A 15,714-nucleotide genomic window follows, 5' to 3' on the forward strand; every position below is an offset into this window, starting at 1 on the left:
GTGCGTGGCGGCAATGCTGACGATGGCGGCGCCGGGCGAGGCCAAAGAGGCCAAGGACGTCGACCTTGAACTGGTGCTGGCCGTGGACGTTTCGGGCAGCATCGATGATGACGAAGCGCGTTTGCAGCGCGAAGGTTTCGCCACGGCCATCACCAACCCGCATATCATGCGTGCCATCCGTTCGGGCCCCTTGGGCCGGGTCGCCGTGATGTATGTGGAATGGTCGGGACTGGACCGCCACCACATTGTCGCCGACTGGACCGTGATCGCCAATGAAAGCGACGCCCGCGACTTCGCCGAAACCATATCCGACGGGTCGCCGTTCCGCGGGCAGTGGACCTCGATCTCAAACGTCATCGACCAGAGCATGAAGTATCTGGAGAACAGCCCTTACCGGGGCGCGCGCCGGGTCATCGACATTTCCGGCGACGGCGAAAACAACAACGGCGATCCCATCATGGGGGCCCGCGACCGCGCCATCGCCGCCGGTGTGACCATCAACGGTCTGCCCATCATCAACGGGCGCACCGGCCCCAACGGCATGGCGCCCCCGGAAGACCTGGACGGTTATTACCGGGATTGCGTGATCGGCGGGCCGGGGGCGTTCCTGGTGGTCGCCCGCGGGTTTTCCGACTTCGCCCGCGCCATCCGGCGCAAGCTGTTTCTGGAACTGTCGGGCTGGCAGCCCGCCCCCCGGCGCGTGCGGGCAGCGCTGCGGCCGAAGGTTGACTGCCTGACCGGAGAGAAACGCACGCTCCGCGAATTGCAGGAACTGAATGACATCCAGAAGGACCGATACAAGGGCGGGCCCTCGAAGGCGCATTGAGGTAGGATAACGGCCATGTGGATTATGCGTCTGTTTCCGATGGTCTTGGCGGCGCTCGTGGCAGGGATGCCCGGCGCGGCCCGCGCCCTTGACGTCGACCTGGAACTGGTGCTGGCCGTGGATGTTTCCGGCAGCATCGAAAAAGACGAAGCCGAACTGCAGCGTGAGGGCTTCGTGCAGGCATTCCGCAACGAGGCCGTGATCCGCGCCGTCACCAGCGGCGAACACAAGCGCATCGCCGTCACCTACATTGAGTGGGCGGGCGTCAGCCATCAACGCATGGGCATTGACTGGCGCATCATCGACAGCGCCAAGGCGGCACATAACTTTGCCGCTGAGTTGTCCAATCTGCCCTTCGCCTCGGCACTTTGGACCTCCATATCAGGGGCCATTGATTTCGGCATGGAGCGCCTTAGCGCCAGCCCCTATCGATCCAAGCGCCGGGTCATCGACATTTCCGGCGACGGCGCCAACAACCATGGCGAGGCGGTTCTGCCGGCCCGCGACCGCGCGGTGCGCCAGGGCGTGACCATCAACGGCCTACCCATCGTCAACGGCCGGCCCAGCCCCTTCGGCATGCCGCAGTTGCCTAATCTGGATTGGTATTTCGAGGACTGCGTGATCGGCGGGCCGGGTGCCTTCATCGTCGTCGCCGACGGTTTTGCCGACTTCGGCCGTGCCATCAAGCGCAAATTGATTCGCGAGATCGCGGACCTGGGCGGGCCGAAGACGACGCGGGGCCTGTACCACCCGGCACGCCTCGACGCGCGCCCGCCCTGCGACGCAGGCGAACAACTGCTTCTGGAAATGGACGATACTTAGACTTCGATCTCGCCGCGCATCACCGCCGCGCAGGCACCGCCGACGCGGATCGCCGTGACCGTGCCGCCGGCGACATCGGCCGCGGTTTCGATCAGCGACGGGCGGCCCATCTCGACCCCCTGGATGATCCGGTAATCATAACTGCCGTCGCCCGTCGTCAGCGTGCCGAGCAAACCCGTCAAGGCCGCCGCCGCCGCACCTGTGGCAGGATCTTCGGCAATGCCCAGGCCTGGTGCGAACATGCGCGCATGGAAGGTCCCGGGGGCATTGGGGGCGGGAACGTAGACAAAGATATGGCCGCCCATGGCGGGATGCCGGGCCATGACGTCGGCGTTGCCCCGGGCCCGGCCCAGAGCGTCGACTCCGTTCAGCCGGGCGATGGGAAAAGTCATGCCGGCGGACCCAAGCAGCGGCGGATGGGCCGAGGTATCGATATCGGCGGGGTCCAGGTTCACGCAGGCGGCGAAATCCGCGGGTGAGAATTCATCCGTGTGGGAAAACCCCTGGGGCGCCGTCAAGCGTGCCCCCACCGGTCCGTCCGGTCCCGTTCGGATGTCGACAAGGACCAGACCGGCCGCTTCCTCGAACCGCAGGATTGATCTCAGGGGCTTGCCGAACAGGCGGCCCTCGCGGGCCAGCACGAAGGCTGTGCCGACGTTGGGGTGCCCGGCGAAGGGCAGTTCACGGCCCGGGGTGAAAATACGCACGCGGGCCGTGTTGGCCGGATCCGCGGGCGGCAGCACGAAGGTGGTTTCCGACAGGTTGAATTCGCGGGCGACGGCCTGCATCGTGTCGTCGGAAAGGCCCTCGGCGTCCAGCACCACGGCCAGCGGATTGCCACCGAAGGCGCGGTCGGTGAACACATCGACGGTGGCGAAGCGGCGTTTCATCACGGGGCCTGCATACAACTGACGGGCGACTTGAAAATTGACCAAGGTCAACATCCGGTCAAGAAACACATTGTATGGGTACAGGGAAAAACCCCCGTATTTGTATAGGCTAGAGCCATTACCAAGAGGAGCCAAATGACAAAAACATCATATGTAACCGGCAAGGAGGCCTTCTTCGGAGACGACGAGATCATCGTGTCGAAGACGGACCTTAAGGGGCACATCACCTATGCCAACGATGTGTTCCTGAAAATCGCCGGCTATACCGAGGCCGAGGTGCTTGGCCAGCCGCACAACCTTATCCGTCATCCCGACATGCCGCGCTGCGTCTACAAACTGCTTTGGGATACGATTTCATCAGGGGCGGAAATCTTCGCCTACGTGAAGAACCGCTGCAAGAACGGTGACCACTATTGGGTGTTGGCCCATGTCACGCCGTCGTTCGACGCGAATAAGGCCATCGTCGGCTACCACTCGAACCGCCGCGTGCCCGACCGCCAGGCGTTGGAGCGCGTGATCATCCCGCTGTACCGGGACTTGAAGAAAAGGGAAGACGCCTTCGAGAACCGCAAGGACGGTATGAACGCCGCCTTCGATGACATCACCGCCCTGCTGCAGGGCAAAGGCGTCGCCTACGACGAATTCATCGCCACGATTTAAGTTTTCCCAATCTCTTTTTGCACAACCGCGCGACGCAGTACCGCGCACGCCCGTGCCTTTGGCCCGGCATACCAAGCCGAAGGAACGTCAGTCCGTGTTTATGTTCACCAACCACAAGAAGTCGAAAATCGCCGAGGCTTTGAGGGTCTGCAACGCCGTCGCCGACGGTGATTTCGAAGCCCGCATCATCGGGATTAACGACCGTGACGGCGAGATCGCCGAACTTTGCCATGCCATCAACCGTTTGATCGACCGCACCGACGCCTATGTGCGTGAATCCACCGCCAGCCTGGAATATGTCAGCCAGAACAAATACTTCCGGCGCATTCAGGAACGCGGCATGGTGGGTGCCTTCCGCACGGCGTCCCGGGCCATCAACACGGCCACGCAGTCGATGCAGGACCGCATCAATGCCTTCCGCGAGGTGACCAGCGATTTCGAAACCCGCATGGGCGGCGTGACCGAGGCTGTGTCCGCCGCCGCGACAGAACTCGAATCCTCCGCCGGCGCTATGAGCGCCACGGCTTCGGCGACCAGCGAGCAGGCGGCGACCGCCGCCAGCGCCGCCGACCAGGCGACCGCCAATGCGCAGACCGTTGCCTCGGCGGCGGAAGAACTATCGAGCTCGATCTCTGAAATCGGCCGCCAGGTCACGCATTCCACGTCGATTTCCCAATCGGCCGTGGCCCATGCCCGCGAGGCCGACACCCGCATCGAAAACCTGTCTCAAGGGTCGGAACGCATCGGGGAGGTGTTGAAGCTGATCGCCGATATCGCGGACCAGACCAATCTTCTGGCGCTTAATGCGACCATCGAGGCCGCCCGCGCCGGCGAGGCCGGTAAGGGGTTCGCCGTGGTCGCGTCCGAGGTCAAGAACCTGGCCAATCAGACGGCCAAGGCCACCGATGACATTGCGGTTCAGGTCGAGAACATCCAAACGGTGACCGCGGAGACGGTGACGTCGATCGCGGAGATCAGCGCGACCATCGACCGGATGGAAGAGGCTGCCGCCAATATTTCCGCCGCCGTCGAGGAACAGGATGCGGCGACGCGCGATATCGCGGTCAATGTAGAACAGGCCGCCGCCGGCACGGCGGAAGTCACCCGTAACGTTTCATTGGTGACCGAAGGAGCGCAGGAAACCGGTTCCGCCGCCCAGCAGGTGCTGGCCGCATCGGGCGAACTGGCGCGGCAGTCGACCGTCCTGGAAAGCGAAGTTCGGGGCTTCCTGGATCGCTTGCGCGCGGTTCTTTAACAGCGGTCAGTCGGCGGCGTCCGCGTAGGCCTCCAGCGGCGGGCAGGTGCAGACTACGTGGCGGTCGCCGTAAACGTTGTCGACACGGCCCACGGGCGACCAGTACTTACCGTGATAAAGCCCCGGCACCGGGAAGGCCGCCTGTTCGCGGCTGTAGGCATGGGCCCAGGCGCCGGCCGTCACCGTATCCACCGTATGGGGGGCGTTGACCAGGGGGTTGTCGTCGGCGGGCCAGTCACCGGCACCGACCTTTTTCGCTTCCTCGGCGATGGCGATCATGGCTTCGACGAAGCGGTCCAGTTCCTCCTTGGGTTCCGATTCCGTCGGCTCCACCATCAACGTCCCGGCGACGGGCCAGGACATGGTCGGCGCGTGAAAGCCGTAATCGATCAGCCGTTTGGCGATGTCGTCCACGGTGATGCCGTGCTCGTCCTTCAGCGGTCGGGTGTCGATGATGCACTCATGAGCGACGAAGCCCAGCTTGCCGGTGTAGAGACAGTTGTAATACCCGGCCAAGCGCTTGGCCACGTAGTTCGCGTTGAGGATCGCGACCTGGGTCGCCCGCATCAGTCCTTCGCCACCCATCATGGCGATATAGGCCCAGGAAATCGGCAGGATCGACGCCGACCCCCAGGGCGCCGCCGACACGGCGCCCACGGTTTTGGCACCCCCGGCGGCGGGCACCACGGGACTTCCCGGAAGGTACGGCGCCAGGTGTTTCTTGATGCCGATGGGGCCGACGCCCGGCCCGCCCCCGCCGTGGGGGATGCAGAAGGTCTTGTGCAGGTTCATATGCGCCACGTCGGGGCCGAAGGTCCCCGGGCGGCACAGGCCGACCATGGCCTGCAGATTGGCGCCGTCCATGTAGACCTGACCGCCGTTGGCATGAATGATGTCGCAGATTTCCTCGATCGCTTCCTCGAACACCCCGTGGGTCGAGGGATAGGTGACCATCAGCGCCGCCAGCGCGTCCTTGTGCGTCTCGGCCTTGGCCTTGAGGTCGGCGACGTCGACGTTGCCGTGATCGTCGCAGGCGACGACGACCACCTTCATGCCCGCCATGACGGCGGAGGCCGGATTGGTGCCGTGGGCGCTCGACGGGATCAGGCAGACGTCGCGCGCGCTGTCGCCGCGGGCCAGATGATAAGCCCGGATGACGAGCAGGCCCGCGTATTCGCCCTGGCTGCCCGCGTTGGGCTGCAGGGACACTGCGTCGAAGCCCGTGATCTCGCACAGCATGCGTTCCAGGTCGTCGATCATTTCCTTGTAGCCCTGAACCTGATCGGCGGGCGCGAAGGGGTGAATCTGGCCGAACTCGGGCCAGGTGATGGGAATCATCTCGGCGGCGGCGTTCAGCTTCATGGTGCAGGAACCGAGCGGGATCATCGCCCGGTTCAGCGCCAGGTCCTTGCCTTCCAGTTTGCGCAGATAGCGCATCATGGCGGTTTCCGACCGATGGCCGTGGAACACGGGATGGTCGAGGAAGCCCGTCGTGCGGGCGAGGTCCTTGGGAATGCCGCCGGGGGCGTCCAGGTCGAGCTTGGCGTCCGTGACGCCGAAGGCGGCGAGCACGGCCAGAACGTCTGCCTCATCCGTCGTCTCGTCCAACGCCATGCCGACCCGACCGTCACCGAAGTCGCGCAGGTTGATGGTCTTGGCCCGGGCCGCGGCGATCACCATGTCCGCCTTGCCCTTGTCGCCCAGGTCGGCGGTCAGGGTGTCGAAGAAGGTATCGTTGGCGAGCGTCACGCCGCCCGCCTTCAGTCCGGCCGCCAGGGCCGCCGTCAATTGATGGACGCGTCTGGCGATGCGGGTCAGGCCCTCGGGCCCGTGATAGACCGCGTACATGCCCGCGATATTGGCCAAAAGAACCTGCGCCGTGCAGATGTTGGATGTCGCTTTTTCGCGGCGGATGTGCTGTTCGCGGGTTTGCAGCGCCATGCGGTAAGCGGGCTTGCCCCGGCTGTCGATGGACACGCCGATCAAGCGCCCGGGCAGGGTGCGCTTGAAAGCATCCTTGGCCGCCATGAAGGCCGCGTGAGGGCCGCCGAAGCCCATGGGCACGCCGAACCGCTGGGCCGAGCCGACGACGATGTCGGCCCCCCATTCCCCCGGCGGCATCAGCAGGACGAGCGACAAAAGATCCGCCGCCACGGTGACCAGCGCGCCCGCGTCATGGGCCTGTTCCGTCAGGGTTCGGAAGTCGCGGACGGCGCCGTCCGTCGCAGGGTATTGCAGGACCAGGCCGTAAATATCGTCGCCCAGGCCCGCCAGATCCGCAAAGGGATCGCCGACTTTGACCGGAATACCGAGGGGAGCGGCCCGCGTTTCGATCACCGCGATGGTCTGCGGATGGCAGGCGGCGTCGACGAACAGGGTCTCACCCTTGGCCTTGCCGACACGCCGCATCAGGGTCATGGCTTCGGCCGCCGCCGTGCCTTCGTCCAACAACGACGCGTTGGCCAGTTCCATTCCCGTCAGGTCGATGATCGTCTGCTGATAGTTCATCAGGGCTTCCATGCGGCCCTGGCTGATTTCCGCCTGATAGGGGGTATAGGCCGTGTACCAGCCCGGGTTTTCCAGCACGTTGCGCAGGATCACCGGCGGTGTGATGCAGCCGGAATAGCCCATGCCGATCATGGTCTTGGCGATCACGTTGCGATCGGCCATGGCGCGCAGGCGGGCCAACGCCTGGGCCTCGGACATGGGGGGGGCCTCATAGCCGCCCGGCTTCAGGATCGACGGCGGCACCGTTTTTACGGTCAGGTCGTCCAGGGTGGCGAGCCCCAGGGTCTTGAGCATGTCGTCGACCTCGCCCGGGCGGGGCCCGATGTGACGGTCGGCGAAGCTGTCGCCCGATTGCGATGCGGCCATGAGTGCGGTTCCTTACCTCGGTTCGGGGATCAGTCCAGGTCGACCAGCAAAGTGCGGTAGGCCACGTCGTCCAGCATGCCGTCCATCTGCGACAGGTCGTCGGGCTTCATCTTGAAGAACCAGCCGGCCCCTTCGGGATCGGAATTGACCAGGGACGGGTCGTCGGCCAGGGCCTGGTTGCCTTCGACGATCTCGCCGGTCAGGGGGGCGTAAACCTCACTCGCCGCCTTGACGGATTCGACCACGGCGGCCTCGGCCCCGGCGTCGAAACGGGCACCCGCCTCGGGCACTTCGACGAACACGACGTCGCCCAACTGTTCCTGGGCGTAATTGGTGATGCCGATGGTGGCGACGTCGCCGTCCAGACGGATCCATTCGTGGTCCTTGGTGTACTTCACGGTCATGCCGGTCTCCCTGCCTAGAGTGTTCGGTTGTTGATTGCTGTGGTGTTCGGGGGTCAGTCCTTGACGTAGTTCTGTTTGACGAAGGGCGGTTTGACGACCTCTGCCGGTTGCGCTTTGCCGCGCACCATCAGGTTGACCCGGGTACCGGGCACCGCCAGTTCCGTGCGCAGGTAGCCCATGGCGATGGGGCCGTCGACGGTGGGGCCGAACCCGCCCGAGGTCACGGTTCCGGCGGCGGCGCCGTCCAGGTCTTGAATTTCCGTGCCGGCGCGGGCCGGGGCCCGGCCTTCGGGCACCAGGCCGACACGCTTGCGCGCCGTGCCGTCCTTGATCTGGCCTAGGATCACGTCGGCCCCGGGGAACCCGCCTTCGGCCCGCCGGCGCTTGCCGATTGTCCAGTTGAGGGCAGCTTCGATGGGCGTGGTGGTCGTGTCGATGTCGTTGCCGTACAGGCAAAGACCAGCCTCCAGCCGCAGCGAATCCCGCGCGCCCAGGCCGATCGGCATGACTTCATGTTCCGACAGCAGCAGGCGGGCGAAAGCGTCGGCATCCTTGTTGGGGATTGATATTTCGTATCCGTCCTCGCCGGTGTAGCCCGACCGGGTGATGAAGCAGGGCACGTCGTTGATGCGGAACGATGCGCCGGTCAGGAACACCATGTGGCGCACGGCCGGCACATAGCGGGCCAGGACTTCGGCCGCCTTGGGCCCCTGCAGGGCGAGCAGCGCGTGGTCCTCGATGATTTCGAGCTTGGCGTCCGTCAGCTTGGCCCGCATATGGGCGAAATCAGCATCCTTGCAGGCGGCGTTGACCACGATATAGAGCGAATCACCACAATGGGTGACCATCAGGTCGTCGAGGATGCCGCCGGCGTCGTTGGTCAAAAGGGTGTAGCGCATATTGCCGGCACCCAGCCCGGCGATATCGCCCGGCACCAGGGTTTCCATGGCTTCCGCCGCCTTTGATCCGAGCAGGCGCGCCTGACCCATGTGGGAGACGTCGAACAGGCCTGCCTGGGAGCGCGTATGCAGATGTTCCTGCAATACGCCGGCCTTGTACTGGACAGGCATGGAATAGCCGGCGAAGGGCACCATCTTGGCACCGTATTCACGGTGAAGCGCATCCAGCGGCGTGGTCTTCAGAGTTTTCGTATCGTCGGCCAACGGAGCCTCCCCGGGCTTGGTCCTAAGGCGCCGCCCGAAAAGACGAGACGGCAGGGTTCAATGGCGTTCCTACGGCAAAACCACCGTCTGAACGCCCCCTCTGTCTCGGAACCTGAAAGATTGATCGGCGAAATCGCTGCCGCCGACTTACATCTTCGGTGGGGCACGGCCATATCAATCGGCCAGCCTGCCCACTTTCCAGAGCCTCATCCTGCTGCGGTCCGGGTGCCTGAGAGTTTCCGGGGCGGTTGCTCCTTCGGCGCCGGCCATACGTGGACCGGACTCTCCCACAGCGATCAACTGAGGTTGTGCCCCCATTCTATCGACGGATGGGCCAAGGTCAACCGCGACCGCGGAACATCCGACGGAAGCGGGCATGGGGATGGAATGAAAATTGGCGCCTACAGTCGCGGGCGGCGGTCCCGGCGGTTCATTTCCAATTGTTCACGGGTGATCACCAGACCGACCAAAATCCGGTAGTTCTTGCCCGTCTGGCCAGCCTGGATCGGCAGAATCAGGGGCACGGGTGCACTTGCGACCTCGCGCCGGCTTTCGTTTTCGGCGAAGGCCAGATTGATGGTGAAGGCCTCGCGATACAGCACCTTGTTGGCGCGGTCGGTGACGGAGACGAAGAATTCGATGTCGGTCTTGCGGTCCTTGTTAGCGGGTCCGCGCACCGCCTCCATGTGGGTGGTGACGGCAACTTTCATGGTGCCCGCGTGGGTGCTGCGGTCAACGCTCGAATCGCAGACCAGGGAGACTCTGTTGACGATGATCTCGTTGTCGATGTCGATCAGGTCGCGGCCCGGGCCCGGCTGGTAGGTCAGGCGGCGCGACGCGTCCGCCACGATGTTCTGGGGCGGGCAGGCGAGCTGAACTTTGCCGGCAACGGTGTTCATTACGGTGTCGGTCAGGCTGCTGCAGCCGCCCAGGGCGAAGATGCTCAACAGGGCCGTGACGGCACCGATGGAGGCGCGGGGGAACATCACGGGCTAAGGCCTGCCGCTTATGCCGCGGACGGCGCGGAAATGGGTAGGGGCGCAATGAAGCTCGGGCATCGGGGGCTCCGTCTTTGGCTGTCCGCGCCCGGCGGGTCGCCGGGGTGCGGGGGAATCTAATGGACCGGCGTCCGGGCGGCAAGCCCACCCGCCCGGACCGTGTGGGTTGCCGGTATCAGGGCGAGTCCTTGGACATTTCATCGGCGGTCGCCGCCGTTTTCGGGGTCACCAGATCGATCAGCGTTTGCGCCATCTTGGCCATGGTGCGGGCGCGGGCCCAGGAATTGTCGATTTTGCGGGCCTCGGCCATGGCGCGGTGGAAGGCGCCCCAGGCCAGATCGCTCTCGCCGGCTCGCGCGTGCAGGGTGGCGACGTCGCCGTGGATCCAGACGCGGCTGATGACGCTGGGAATGGCGTCGGCGGCGGCGATGGCGCGGGATTCGCTGGCCTGGGCGTCTTCAACCGCCATGCCGGCCCGCCGCTGTTGGGCGGAAATCTCGAACAGAACCTGGCCGCGTAGGCGCGGATCGTTAATGCCCTCAGCGGCGTCACGGGCGCGGACGAAGCGTTCGGCCAGAACGTCGGACGGCTGATCCTTGATCCGCGCCATGTCACTAAGGGCCAGGACCAGGCGGCTGACGGCGTAGGACCGGGCGAACGGCAGGCCAATCGCCTCGGCATCGGCGAAGGCTTCGTCGATGACGGCGTTGGCGCCGGGGCGGTCGCCCGTCCGCGCCATGGCCACCGCGATTTCGCCCAGGACCAGCACCCGGTAGCGTTCGGCGTCAATGTCGTGTGCCAGGTCGATGGCCTTGTCCAGCCGCGCCGCGCGGATCGCCGATTGCGCGGCGGCGATCATCACCGTCTCCTTGTCGGAACGCTGGTTGACCACATCGGCCACGACAAGGGCATCGTCCAACCGGTCCAGATCGGCGAGCGCCCCCGCGACCTGACGCCAGGCCGCGACCTGTTGGGGGGGTGGCACTTTGTCGGTGACGGTGACCCGCGCCAAATACAGGGCTGCGTTGGCGGTTTCCTGGTCGCCAGCCCGGTAGAGCGTCACCGCGGCACGGGTGGCGAAGGTCACCTGATCGGACGGCGCCTTGAGGTGGCGGGCCATGCTGTAGAGCAGCCCTGCCGTGTCCTGGGCGGCCTTGAAATATCCGTGCCGGGCCTGGGTATCAGCGATCACCGCCAGGGCCTCGATCTGGGTTCGCGATTCGGGGATGATCTCGGCGGCGGCCAGGGCCTCTTCCCCGCGACCGGCGCGGGCTTGGGCCTGGGCGATGTCGCGAAGCGCAACCATGATCAGGCGCGGGTCCTGGATGCGCCGGGTGGTTTCCATGGCCTGCGTCATCAGCCCGGCGCGGGCTTGGGCCGCAAGAATTTCGCCGAGCGCCCAATCGCGTAGGTCGCGCTTGGTCACGGCCTTCGCACTTTCGAAGGCTTCGGCCAACAAACAACGTACGGTCGGTTTGTCGAAGCAGGGGGTCGGGTCGCGGGCCGCATCGGCGGACGGGACGGCACCGTCTTCGACCAGATCGCGGGTCGCCGGATGGGCCATCAGCGCCTTGCGGGCATCGTCCATGGCTTTGCGCCGGGTGTCGTCCAGGTCCCGCAGCAGGCGGCTGACGCGCAGGCTGCGATCGAGATGGTCGCGCAGCGCATCGGTGATGCGGCCGGTAACCTTCAGGCCGGCCTGCTGTTGGTACAGGCGGATGGCCGACGTCAGATTCTGGTTCAACTTGCCGTCGATGAAACCGGCATAGAGGCCCAGGCTGGCCAGCGCCGTCTGCACCTGGCGCACGGCGGCGATGTCCGGGGCTTCCGTCTCGCCGCCCAGGCTGGGCCGGTCGGGGGCCTCGCGGGCGGCCTGCGCAGGCAAGGAAGTGGCGGCCAGGGTCAGGCCTGCCAGAATCGCCGCTCCAATGATTGGCCGTGTTCGATACATGGCGATCCGTTTAACCGTTGCGGTTGGCGCGATGCCAGCGGGTTGCTGGCGCCTCTTCGGGAATTGCTGTTTTATGGGCCCGCACCCAACAGACCGAACGCGTCGGCGTTCGTGGCCCGAAGTCCAAAGATATTACCGCCATGGCTGTCTACACGGAAGTCTCTGACGAGGAACTGGTCGAATTTATGACCGCCTATGACCTGGGGGAGGTCGTCGCCTTCAAGGGCATCGCCGAAGGCATCGAGAATTCCAATTTCCTTCTGACCATGTCGTCGGGGGCTTACATCCTGACACTCTATGAAAAGCGGGTCGATCCCCGTGACCTGCCGTTCTTCGTGGCGTTGCTCGATCATTTGGCGGCGGGCGGCGTGGCCTGCCCGCTGCCCGTGCGGGCGCGGGACGGCGAGGCGCTCCGCACCCTTTGCGGCCGGCCGGCGGCGATCGTCACCTTCCTGCCGGGCCTGTGGCCCAGGCGGGTGACGCCAGATCATTGCGCGGGCGTCGGCCGCGCCCTGGCGCAGATGCACCTGGCGGGGGCGGATTTTCAGGGCGGGCGGGAAAATGCGCTCAGCGTCGGGGCCTGGCGGCCGCTTCTGAATAGCGCCGGGGATGGGATCGACACCGTGCAGGTGGGTCTGGGGGACAAGCTGAACCGCGACCTTGACGCGATCGAGGCCGCCTGGCCCAAGGACCTGCCGCGGGGCATCATCCATGCCGACCTATTTCCCGACAACGTGTTCTTTCGCGGCACGGAGTTGACCGGGCTGATCGATTTTTATTTCGCCTGCCGGGATTTCCTGGTCTACGACTTGGCGATCTGTCTCAACGCCTGGTGCTTCGAGGCCGATTACAGCTTCAACGTGACCAAGGCGCGGCGTCTTGTCATGGAATACGCGCGCACCCGGCCGCTGGGCGCCGACGAGATCGCGGCCCTGCCGCTGCTCGCCCGGGGGGCGGCCATGCGATTCCTGGTGACCCGCCTGTACGACTGGCTGAACACTCCGCCGGGGGCCCTGGTGACGCCCAAGGATCCCCTGGAATACGTGGCCAAGCTGCGCTTTCACGAACGGGTGGCAAGTGCCGCCGAATATGGATTGGACGTGGACTGAATTGATGACGGCATCAGACGAAACCATCGAAATCTTCACCGACGGGGCCTGCTCGGGCAATCCGGGACCGGGCGGCTGGGGCGTGTTGCTGCGCTGGCGCGACCATGAAAAGGAACTCTTTGGTGGCGAGGCCCAGACCACCAACAACCGCATGGAGCTGATGGCGGCGATTCGGGGCCTGGAATCCCTGACCCGGCCGTCCCGGGTGCGGCTGGTCACCGATAGCACCTATGTGAAGGACGGCATCACCAAGTGGATCCACGGCTGGAAACGCAACGGCTGGAAGACGGCGGCCAAGAAGCCCGTGAAGAACGAGGATCTGTGGCGCCGCCTGGAGGCTGCCCTGGCCCCCCACGACGTCGAATGGCAATGGGTCAAGGGCCACGACGGTCATGCGGAGAACGAGCGGGCGGACGAACTGGCCCGCCGCGGCATTTCGGAAATTTAGGCCCGGGCCGGCCAGACGCCCTTTCGCCGCACTGCGTCACCTGATTTTCCCTATATCTGACGGCTTATTGCGGTCGGCTATGTTGCAGTGCATTATATGGCTGCCGGACGCGCCTTCTGCGCGCGGGAAAGGACACCATTCATGCTTTACTACATGCACGAAATGCAGCGTCTCGCGATGGCCCCGTCACGGGCTGTGGCGGATGCGCTTAAGTTCGCCGCCAACAATCCCATGAACGCCTTCAGCCACACCCCCGTCGGCAAGGCCATGGGGTCCGCCGCTGAAATCTATTCGCGGATGACCAACAAGTACGGCAAGCCCGAATGGGGCATCGACCATACGATCATCGACGGTAAGAAAGTGCCGGTCGAGATCGAGGTGACGATCCATCGGACCTATTGCGATCTGGTCCATTTCAAGCGCAAGACCGACCGTAACGATCCCAAGGTTCTGATCGCGGCCCCCCTGGCGGGACATTTCGCGACCCTGTTGCGCGGCACGGTCGAGGCCATGCTGCCGGACCATGACGTCTACATCACCGACTGGATTGACTGTCGCAATGTGCCGGTCATGGCCGACATGTTCAACCTCAACGACTACATCGATTACATCATCGATTTCCTGCATTTCCTGGGCCCCAACACCCACGTCATCGCCGTGTGTCAGCCCAGCGTTCCGGTGATGGCAGCGGTGTCCGTCATGTCCGGCTGGCAGGACATCTGCGCGCCCGCGACGATGACCCTGATGGGCGGGCCGGTTGATACCCGGGTCGGCAAGACCGCGGTCAACAAGCTGGCCAAGGAAAACGACAAGAAGTGGTTTGAAAAGAACGTCATCACCACCGTGCCGCCGCCATATCCGGGGGCTTTCCGCCGCGTGCTGCCGGGCTTCGTGCAATTGTCGAACTTCATTTCCATGAACCTTGAACGGCACATGCTGTCCATGAACGAGCTGTTCGATCATCTGGTCGAAGGCGACGACGAGGCGGCGGACAAGAAATCGGCGTTCTACGAGGAATACCTGGCGGTCATGGACCTGCCGGCGGAATATTTCCTGCAGACGCTGGAGGTCGTATTCCAGGAACACGCCCTACCGAAGGGCGAAATGATGTTCCGCTGGCAGAATGTCGATCCGGGCAAGATCACGGAAACGGCGATTCTCTGCGTCGAGGGCGAGTTGGACGACATTTCCGGTGTCGGCCAGACCAAGGCCGCGCTCGACATCACGCCGAACCTGCCGGATGCGAAGAAGAAATATCACTTGGAAAAAGGCGTCGGCCATTACGGCGTGTTCAACGGCCGCAAATGGCGCGAGAACATCGCGCCCACGGTGAAGGACTTCATGCGCACCCACGCCAAGGCGGCGGCCAAGGCTTAAGCGCCCCGGCGGGCCAATACCTCGGCGACCAGGGCGACCGGACCTTCCAGGGGCCGCCCGAGGGCGTGGACAAGGATCATGCGGCGAAAGGCCTCGGGCTCAGACAGTCTTCGGGTGACCAGCACCCGGTCCGTCGTCGTTGGCGCCGCCAGTTCCGGCAGCACGGCGATCCCCATGCCGGCGGCGACCAGGGCGCAGACCGCTTCCGGGCGGGACATTTCCTGCACGGGACGCACGCTCACCCCCTGATCCCGCAGCACACCGTCGATCAGCGCCCGGCTGCCCGTGCGGGCATCCAGCATCACCATGTCCTGGCCGTCCAGATCCCGCCATGTCGGGGTTCGCTTGCGCACCAGGGGGTGTCCCTGGGGGCAGACCAGGCAGAAAATATCATTGCCGAGCGGCGTCGCGGTCAGGGGGGTGAGATCCTGCCGTCCTTCGTTAAGCACGCCCAGGTCGGCGCGGCCGTCCAATACCGCCGCCGCCACGTCCTCGGCGGCCATTTCTTCGATCCGCAGGTCGATTTCCGGATAACGGCCCCGGCATTCGGCACAGCAGGGCGGCAGCAGCCGCGTCACCGCCGTCGGCACGGCGGCAATGCGTGCGCGCCCCCGCCGGCGCAGGGCGGTGCTGCGGGCGCTTTCCAGGACATTGTCCAGATCATTCAGTAGGCCGCCGATGCGGGTCGCCAGGTCGCGCCCGGTTTCCGTCGGGCGCACGTTGCGGGTGTCGCGGTCGAACAGGGGCAGGCCCAGTTCGGCCTCCAGGTGGCGCACGCTGGTGCTGACGGCGGATTGGGTCATGCCCAAGTCCTGGGCCGCACGGGTGAAGCTGCCGTGGCGGGCGACGGCGGTCAGGACCTGTAATTGGCGGAGCGTAAAATTCATAAATTAAATAGATGAATAATTATAATTTATGAATTTGAATTAAGCAACGG

The 15,714-nt window shown here is 64.8% G+C and carries 14 protein-coding genes and 2 riboswitches; of the genes, 7 read left to right on the forward strand and 7 right to left on the reverse strand.

Annotated elements, in window-relative coordinates; genetic code table 11:
* The first annotated feature begins 13 nt into the window (after positions 1–13).
* Both KFF05_04425 and KFF05_04430 read left to right on the forward strand, forming a co-directional pair.
* Entirely contained in the window at positions 14–826 is an 813-nt protein-coding gene (locus tag KFF05_04425) for a DUF1194 domain-containing protein (protein ID UTW53580.1), read from the forward strand.
* A gap of 24 nt (positions 827–850) precedes the next feature.
* The gene (locus KFF05_04430) at positions 851–1,648 is read left to right on the forward strand and encodes a DUF1194 domain-containing protein (protein UTW53581.1); all 798 of its coding nucleotides are present in this window, start codon (positions 851–853) and stop codon (positions 1,646–1,648) included.
* Here KFF05_04430 and KFF05_04435 read toward each other — a convergent pair.
* On the reverse strand, positions 1,645–2,538 hold the full coding sequence (locus tag KFF05_04435; protein ID UTW53582.1) for a PhzF family phenazine biosynthesis protein: 894 nt from the start codon (positions 2,536–2,538) through the stop codon (positions 1,645–1,647). The two genes, KFF05_04430 and KFF05_04435, sit on opposite strands and share 4 nt — an antisense overlap.
* Before the next feature lie 135 nt (positions 2,539–2,673).
* Between KFF05_04435 and KFF05_04440 the strand changes: the two genes are divergently transcribed.
* Both KFF05_04440 and KFF05_04445 read left to right on the forward strand, forming a co-directional pair.
* On the forward strand, positions 2,674–3,198 hold the full coding sequence (locus tag KFF05_04440) for a PAS domain-containing protein (protein UTW52621.1): 525 nt from the start codon (positions 2,674–2,676) through the stop codon (positions 3,196–3,198).
* A 100-nt stretch (positions 3,199–3,298) separates the two neighbouring features.
* Positions 3,299–4,453 carry a methyl-accepting chemotaxis protein gene (locus KFF05_04445; protein ID UTW53583.1) on the forward strand — a complete coding sequence of 385 codons (1,155 nt, stop codon included), beginning with the start codon at positions 3,299–3,301 and terminating at the stop codon, positions 4,451–4,453.
* Between the two features lie 6 nt (positions 4,454–4,459).
* Here the strand turns inward: KFF05_04445 and gcvP are convergent, their stop codons facing one another.
* The 5 genes from gcvP to KFF05_04470 all read right to left on the reverse strand — a co-directional run bounded on the left by gcvP (position 4,460) and on the right by KFF05_04470 (position 11,843).
* Positions 4,460–7,327, reverse strand: a complete 2,868-nt coding sequence (gcvP, locus tag KFF05_04450) for an aminomethyl-transferring glycine dehydrogenase (protein ID UTW52622.1) — start codon at positions 7,325–7,327, stop codon at positions 4,460–4,462.
* A 29-nt stretch (positions 7,328–7,356) separates the two neighbouring features.
* Positions 7,357–7,731: a glycine cleavage system protein GcvH gene (gene gcvH, locus KFF05_04455; protein ID UTW52623.1), complete on the reverse strand. Its 375-nt coding sequence runs from the start codon at positions 7,729–7,731 to the stop codon at positions 7,357–7,359.
* 53 nt (positions 7,732–7,784) lie between these two features.
* Positions 7,785–8,894, reverse strand: a complete 1,110-nt coding sequence (gene gcvT / locus KFF05_04460) for a glycine cleavage system aminomethyltransferase GcvT (GenBank protein UTW52624.1) — start codon at positions 8,892–8,894, stop codon at positions 7,785–7,787.
* A gap of 98 nt (positions 8,895–8,992) precedes the next feature.
* Positions 8,993–9,098, reverse strand: a riboswitch (glycine riboswitch).
* A 3-nt stretch (positions 9,099–9,101) separates the two neighbouring features.
* A riboswitch (glycine riboswitch) is annotated at positions 9,102–9,194 on the reverse strand.
* Between the two features lie 101 nt (positions 9,195–9,295).
* The gene (locus tag KFF05_04465) at positions 9,296–9,883 is read right to left on the reverse strand and encodes a hypothetical protein (protein ID UTW52625.1); all 588 of its coding nucleotides are present in this window, start codon (positions 9,881–9,883) and stop codon (positions 9,296–9,298) included.
* A gap of 184 nt (positions 9,884–10,067) precedes the next feature.
* Positions 10,068–11,843, reverse strand: coding sequence for a peptidoglycan-binding protein (locus tag KFF05_04470; GenBank protein UTW52626.1), 1,776 nt, complete (start codon positions 11,841–11,843; stop codon positions 10,068–10,070).
* 140 nt (positions 11,844–11,983) lie between these two features.
* On the opposite strand from KFF05_04470, the gene KFF05_04475 reads away from it, so the two are divergent.
* From KFF05_04475 to KFF05_04485, 3 genes are all read left to right on the forward strand, one after another.
* A complete protein-coding gene (locus KFF05_04475) occupies positions 11,984–12,952 on the forward strand; it encodes a homoserine kinase (GenBank protein ID UTW52627.1) in 969 nt (322 codons plus the stop codon).
* A gap of 4 nt (positions 12,953–12,956) precedes the next feature.
* Complete coding sequence (rnhA, locus tag KFF05_04480; protein ID UTW52628.1) at positions 12,957–13,400, forward strand: ribonuclease HI; 444 nt, start codon at positions 12,957–12,959, stop codon at positions 13,398–13,400.
* 141 nt (positions 13,401–13,541) lie between these two features.
* Positions 13,542–14,777: a polyhydroxyalkanoate depolymerase gene (locus tag KFF05_04485; protein ID UTW52629.1), complete on the forward strand. Its 1,236-nt coding sequence runs from the start codon at positions 13,542–13,544 to the stop codon at positions 14,775–14,777.
* Here KFF05_04485 and KFF05_04490 read toward each other — a convergent pair.
* On the reverse strand, positions 14,774–15,664 hold the full coding sequence (locus tag KFF05_04490) for a LysR family transcriptional regulator (protein ID UTW52630.1): 891 nt from the start codon (positions 15,662–15,664) through the stop codon (positions 14,774–14,776). The genes KFF05_04485 and KFF05_04490 overlap by 4 nt on opposite strands.
* Positions 15,665–15,714: the final 50 nt, after the last annotated feature.

It is taken from the genome of bacterium SCSIO 12827, assembly GCA_024397995.1.
In the GTDB taxonomy this organism is placed as follows: domain Bacteria; phylum Pseudomonadota; class Alphaproteobacteria; order Rhodospirillales; family Casp-alpha2; genus UBA1479.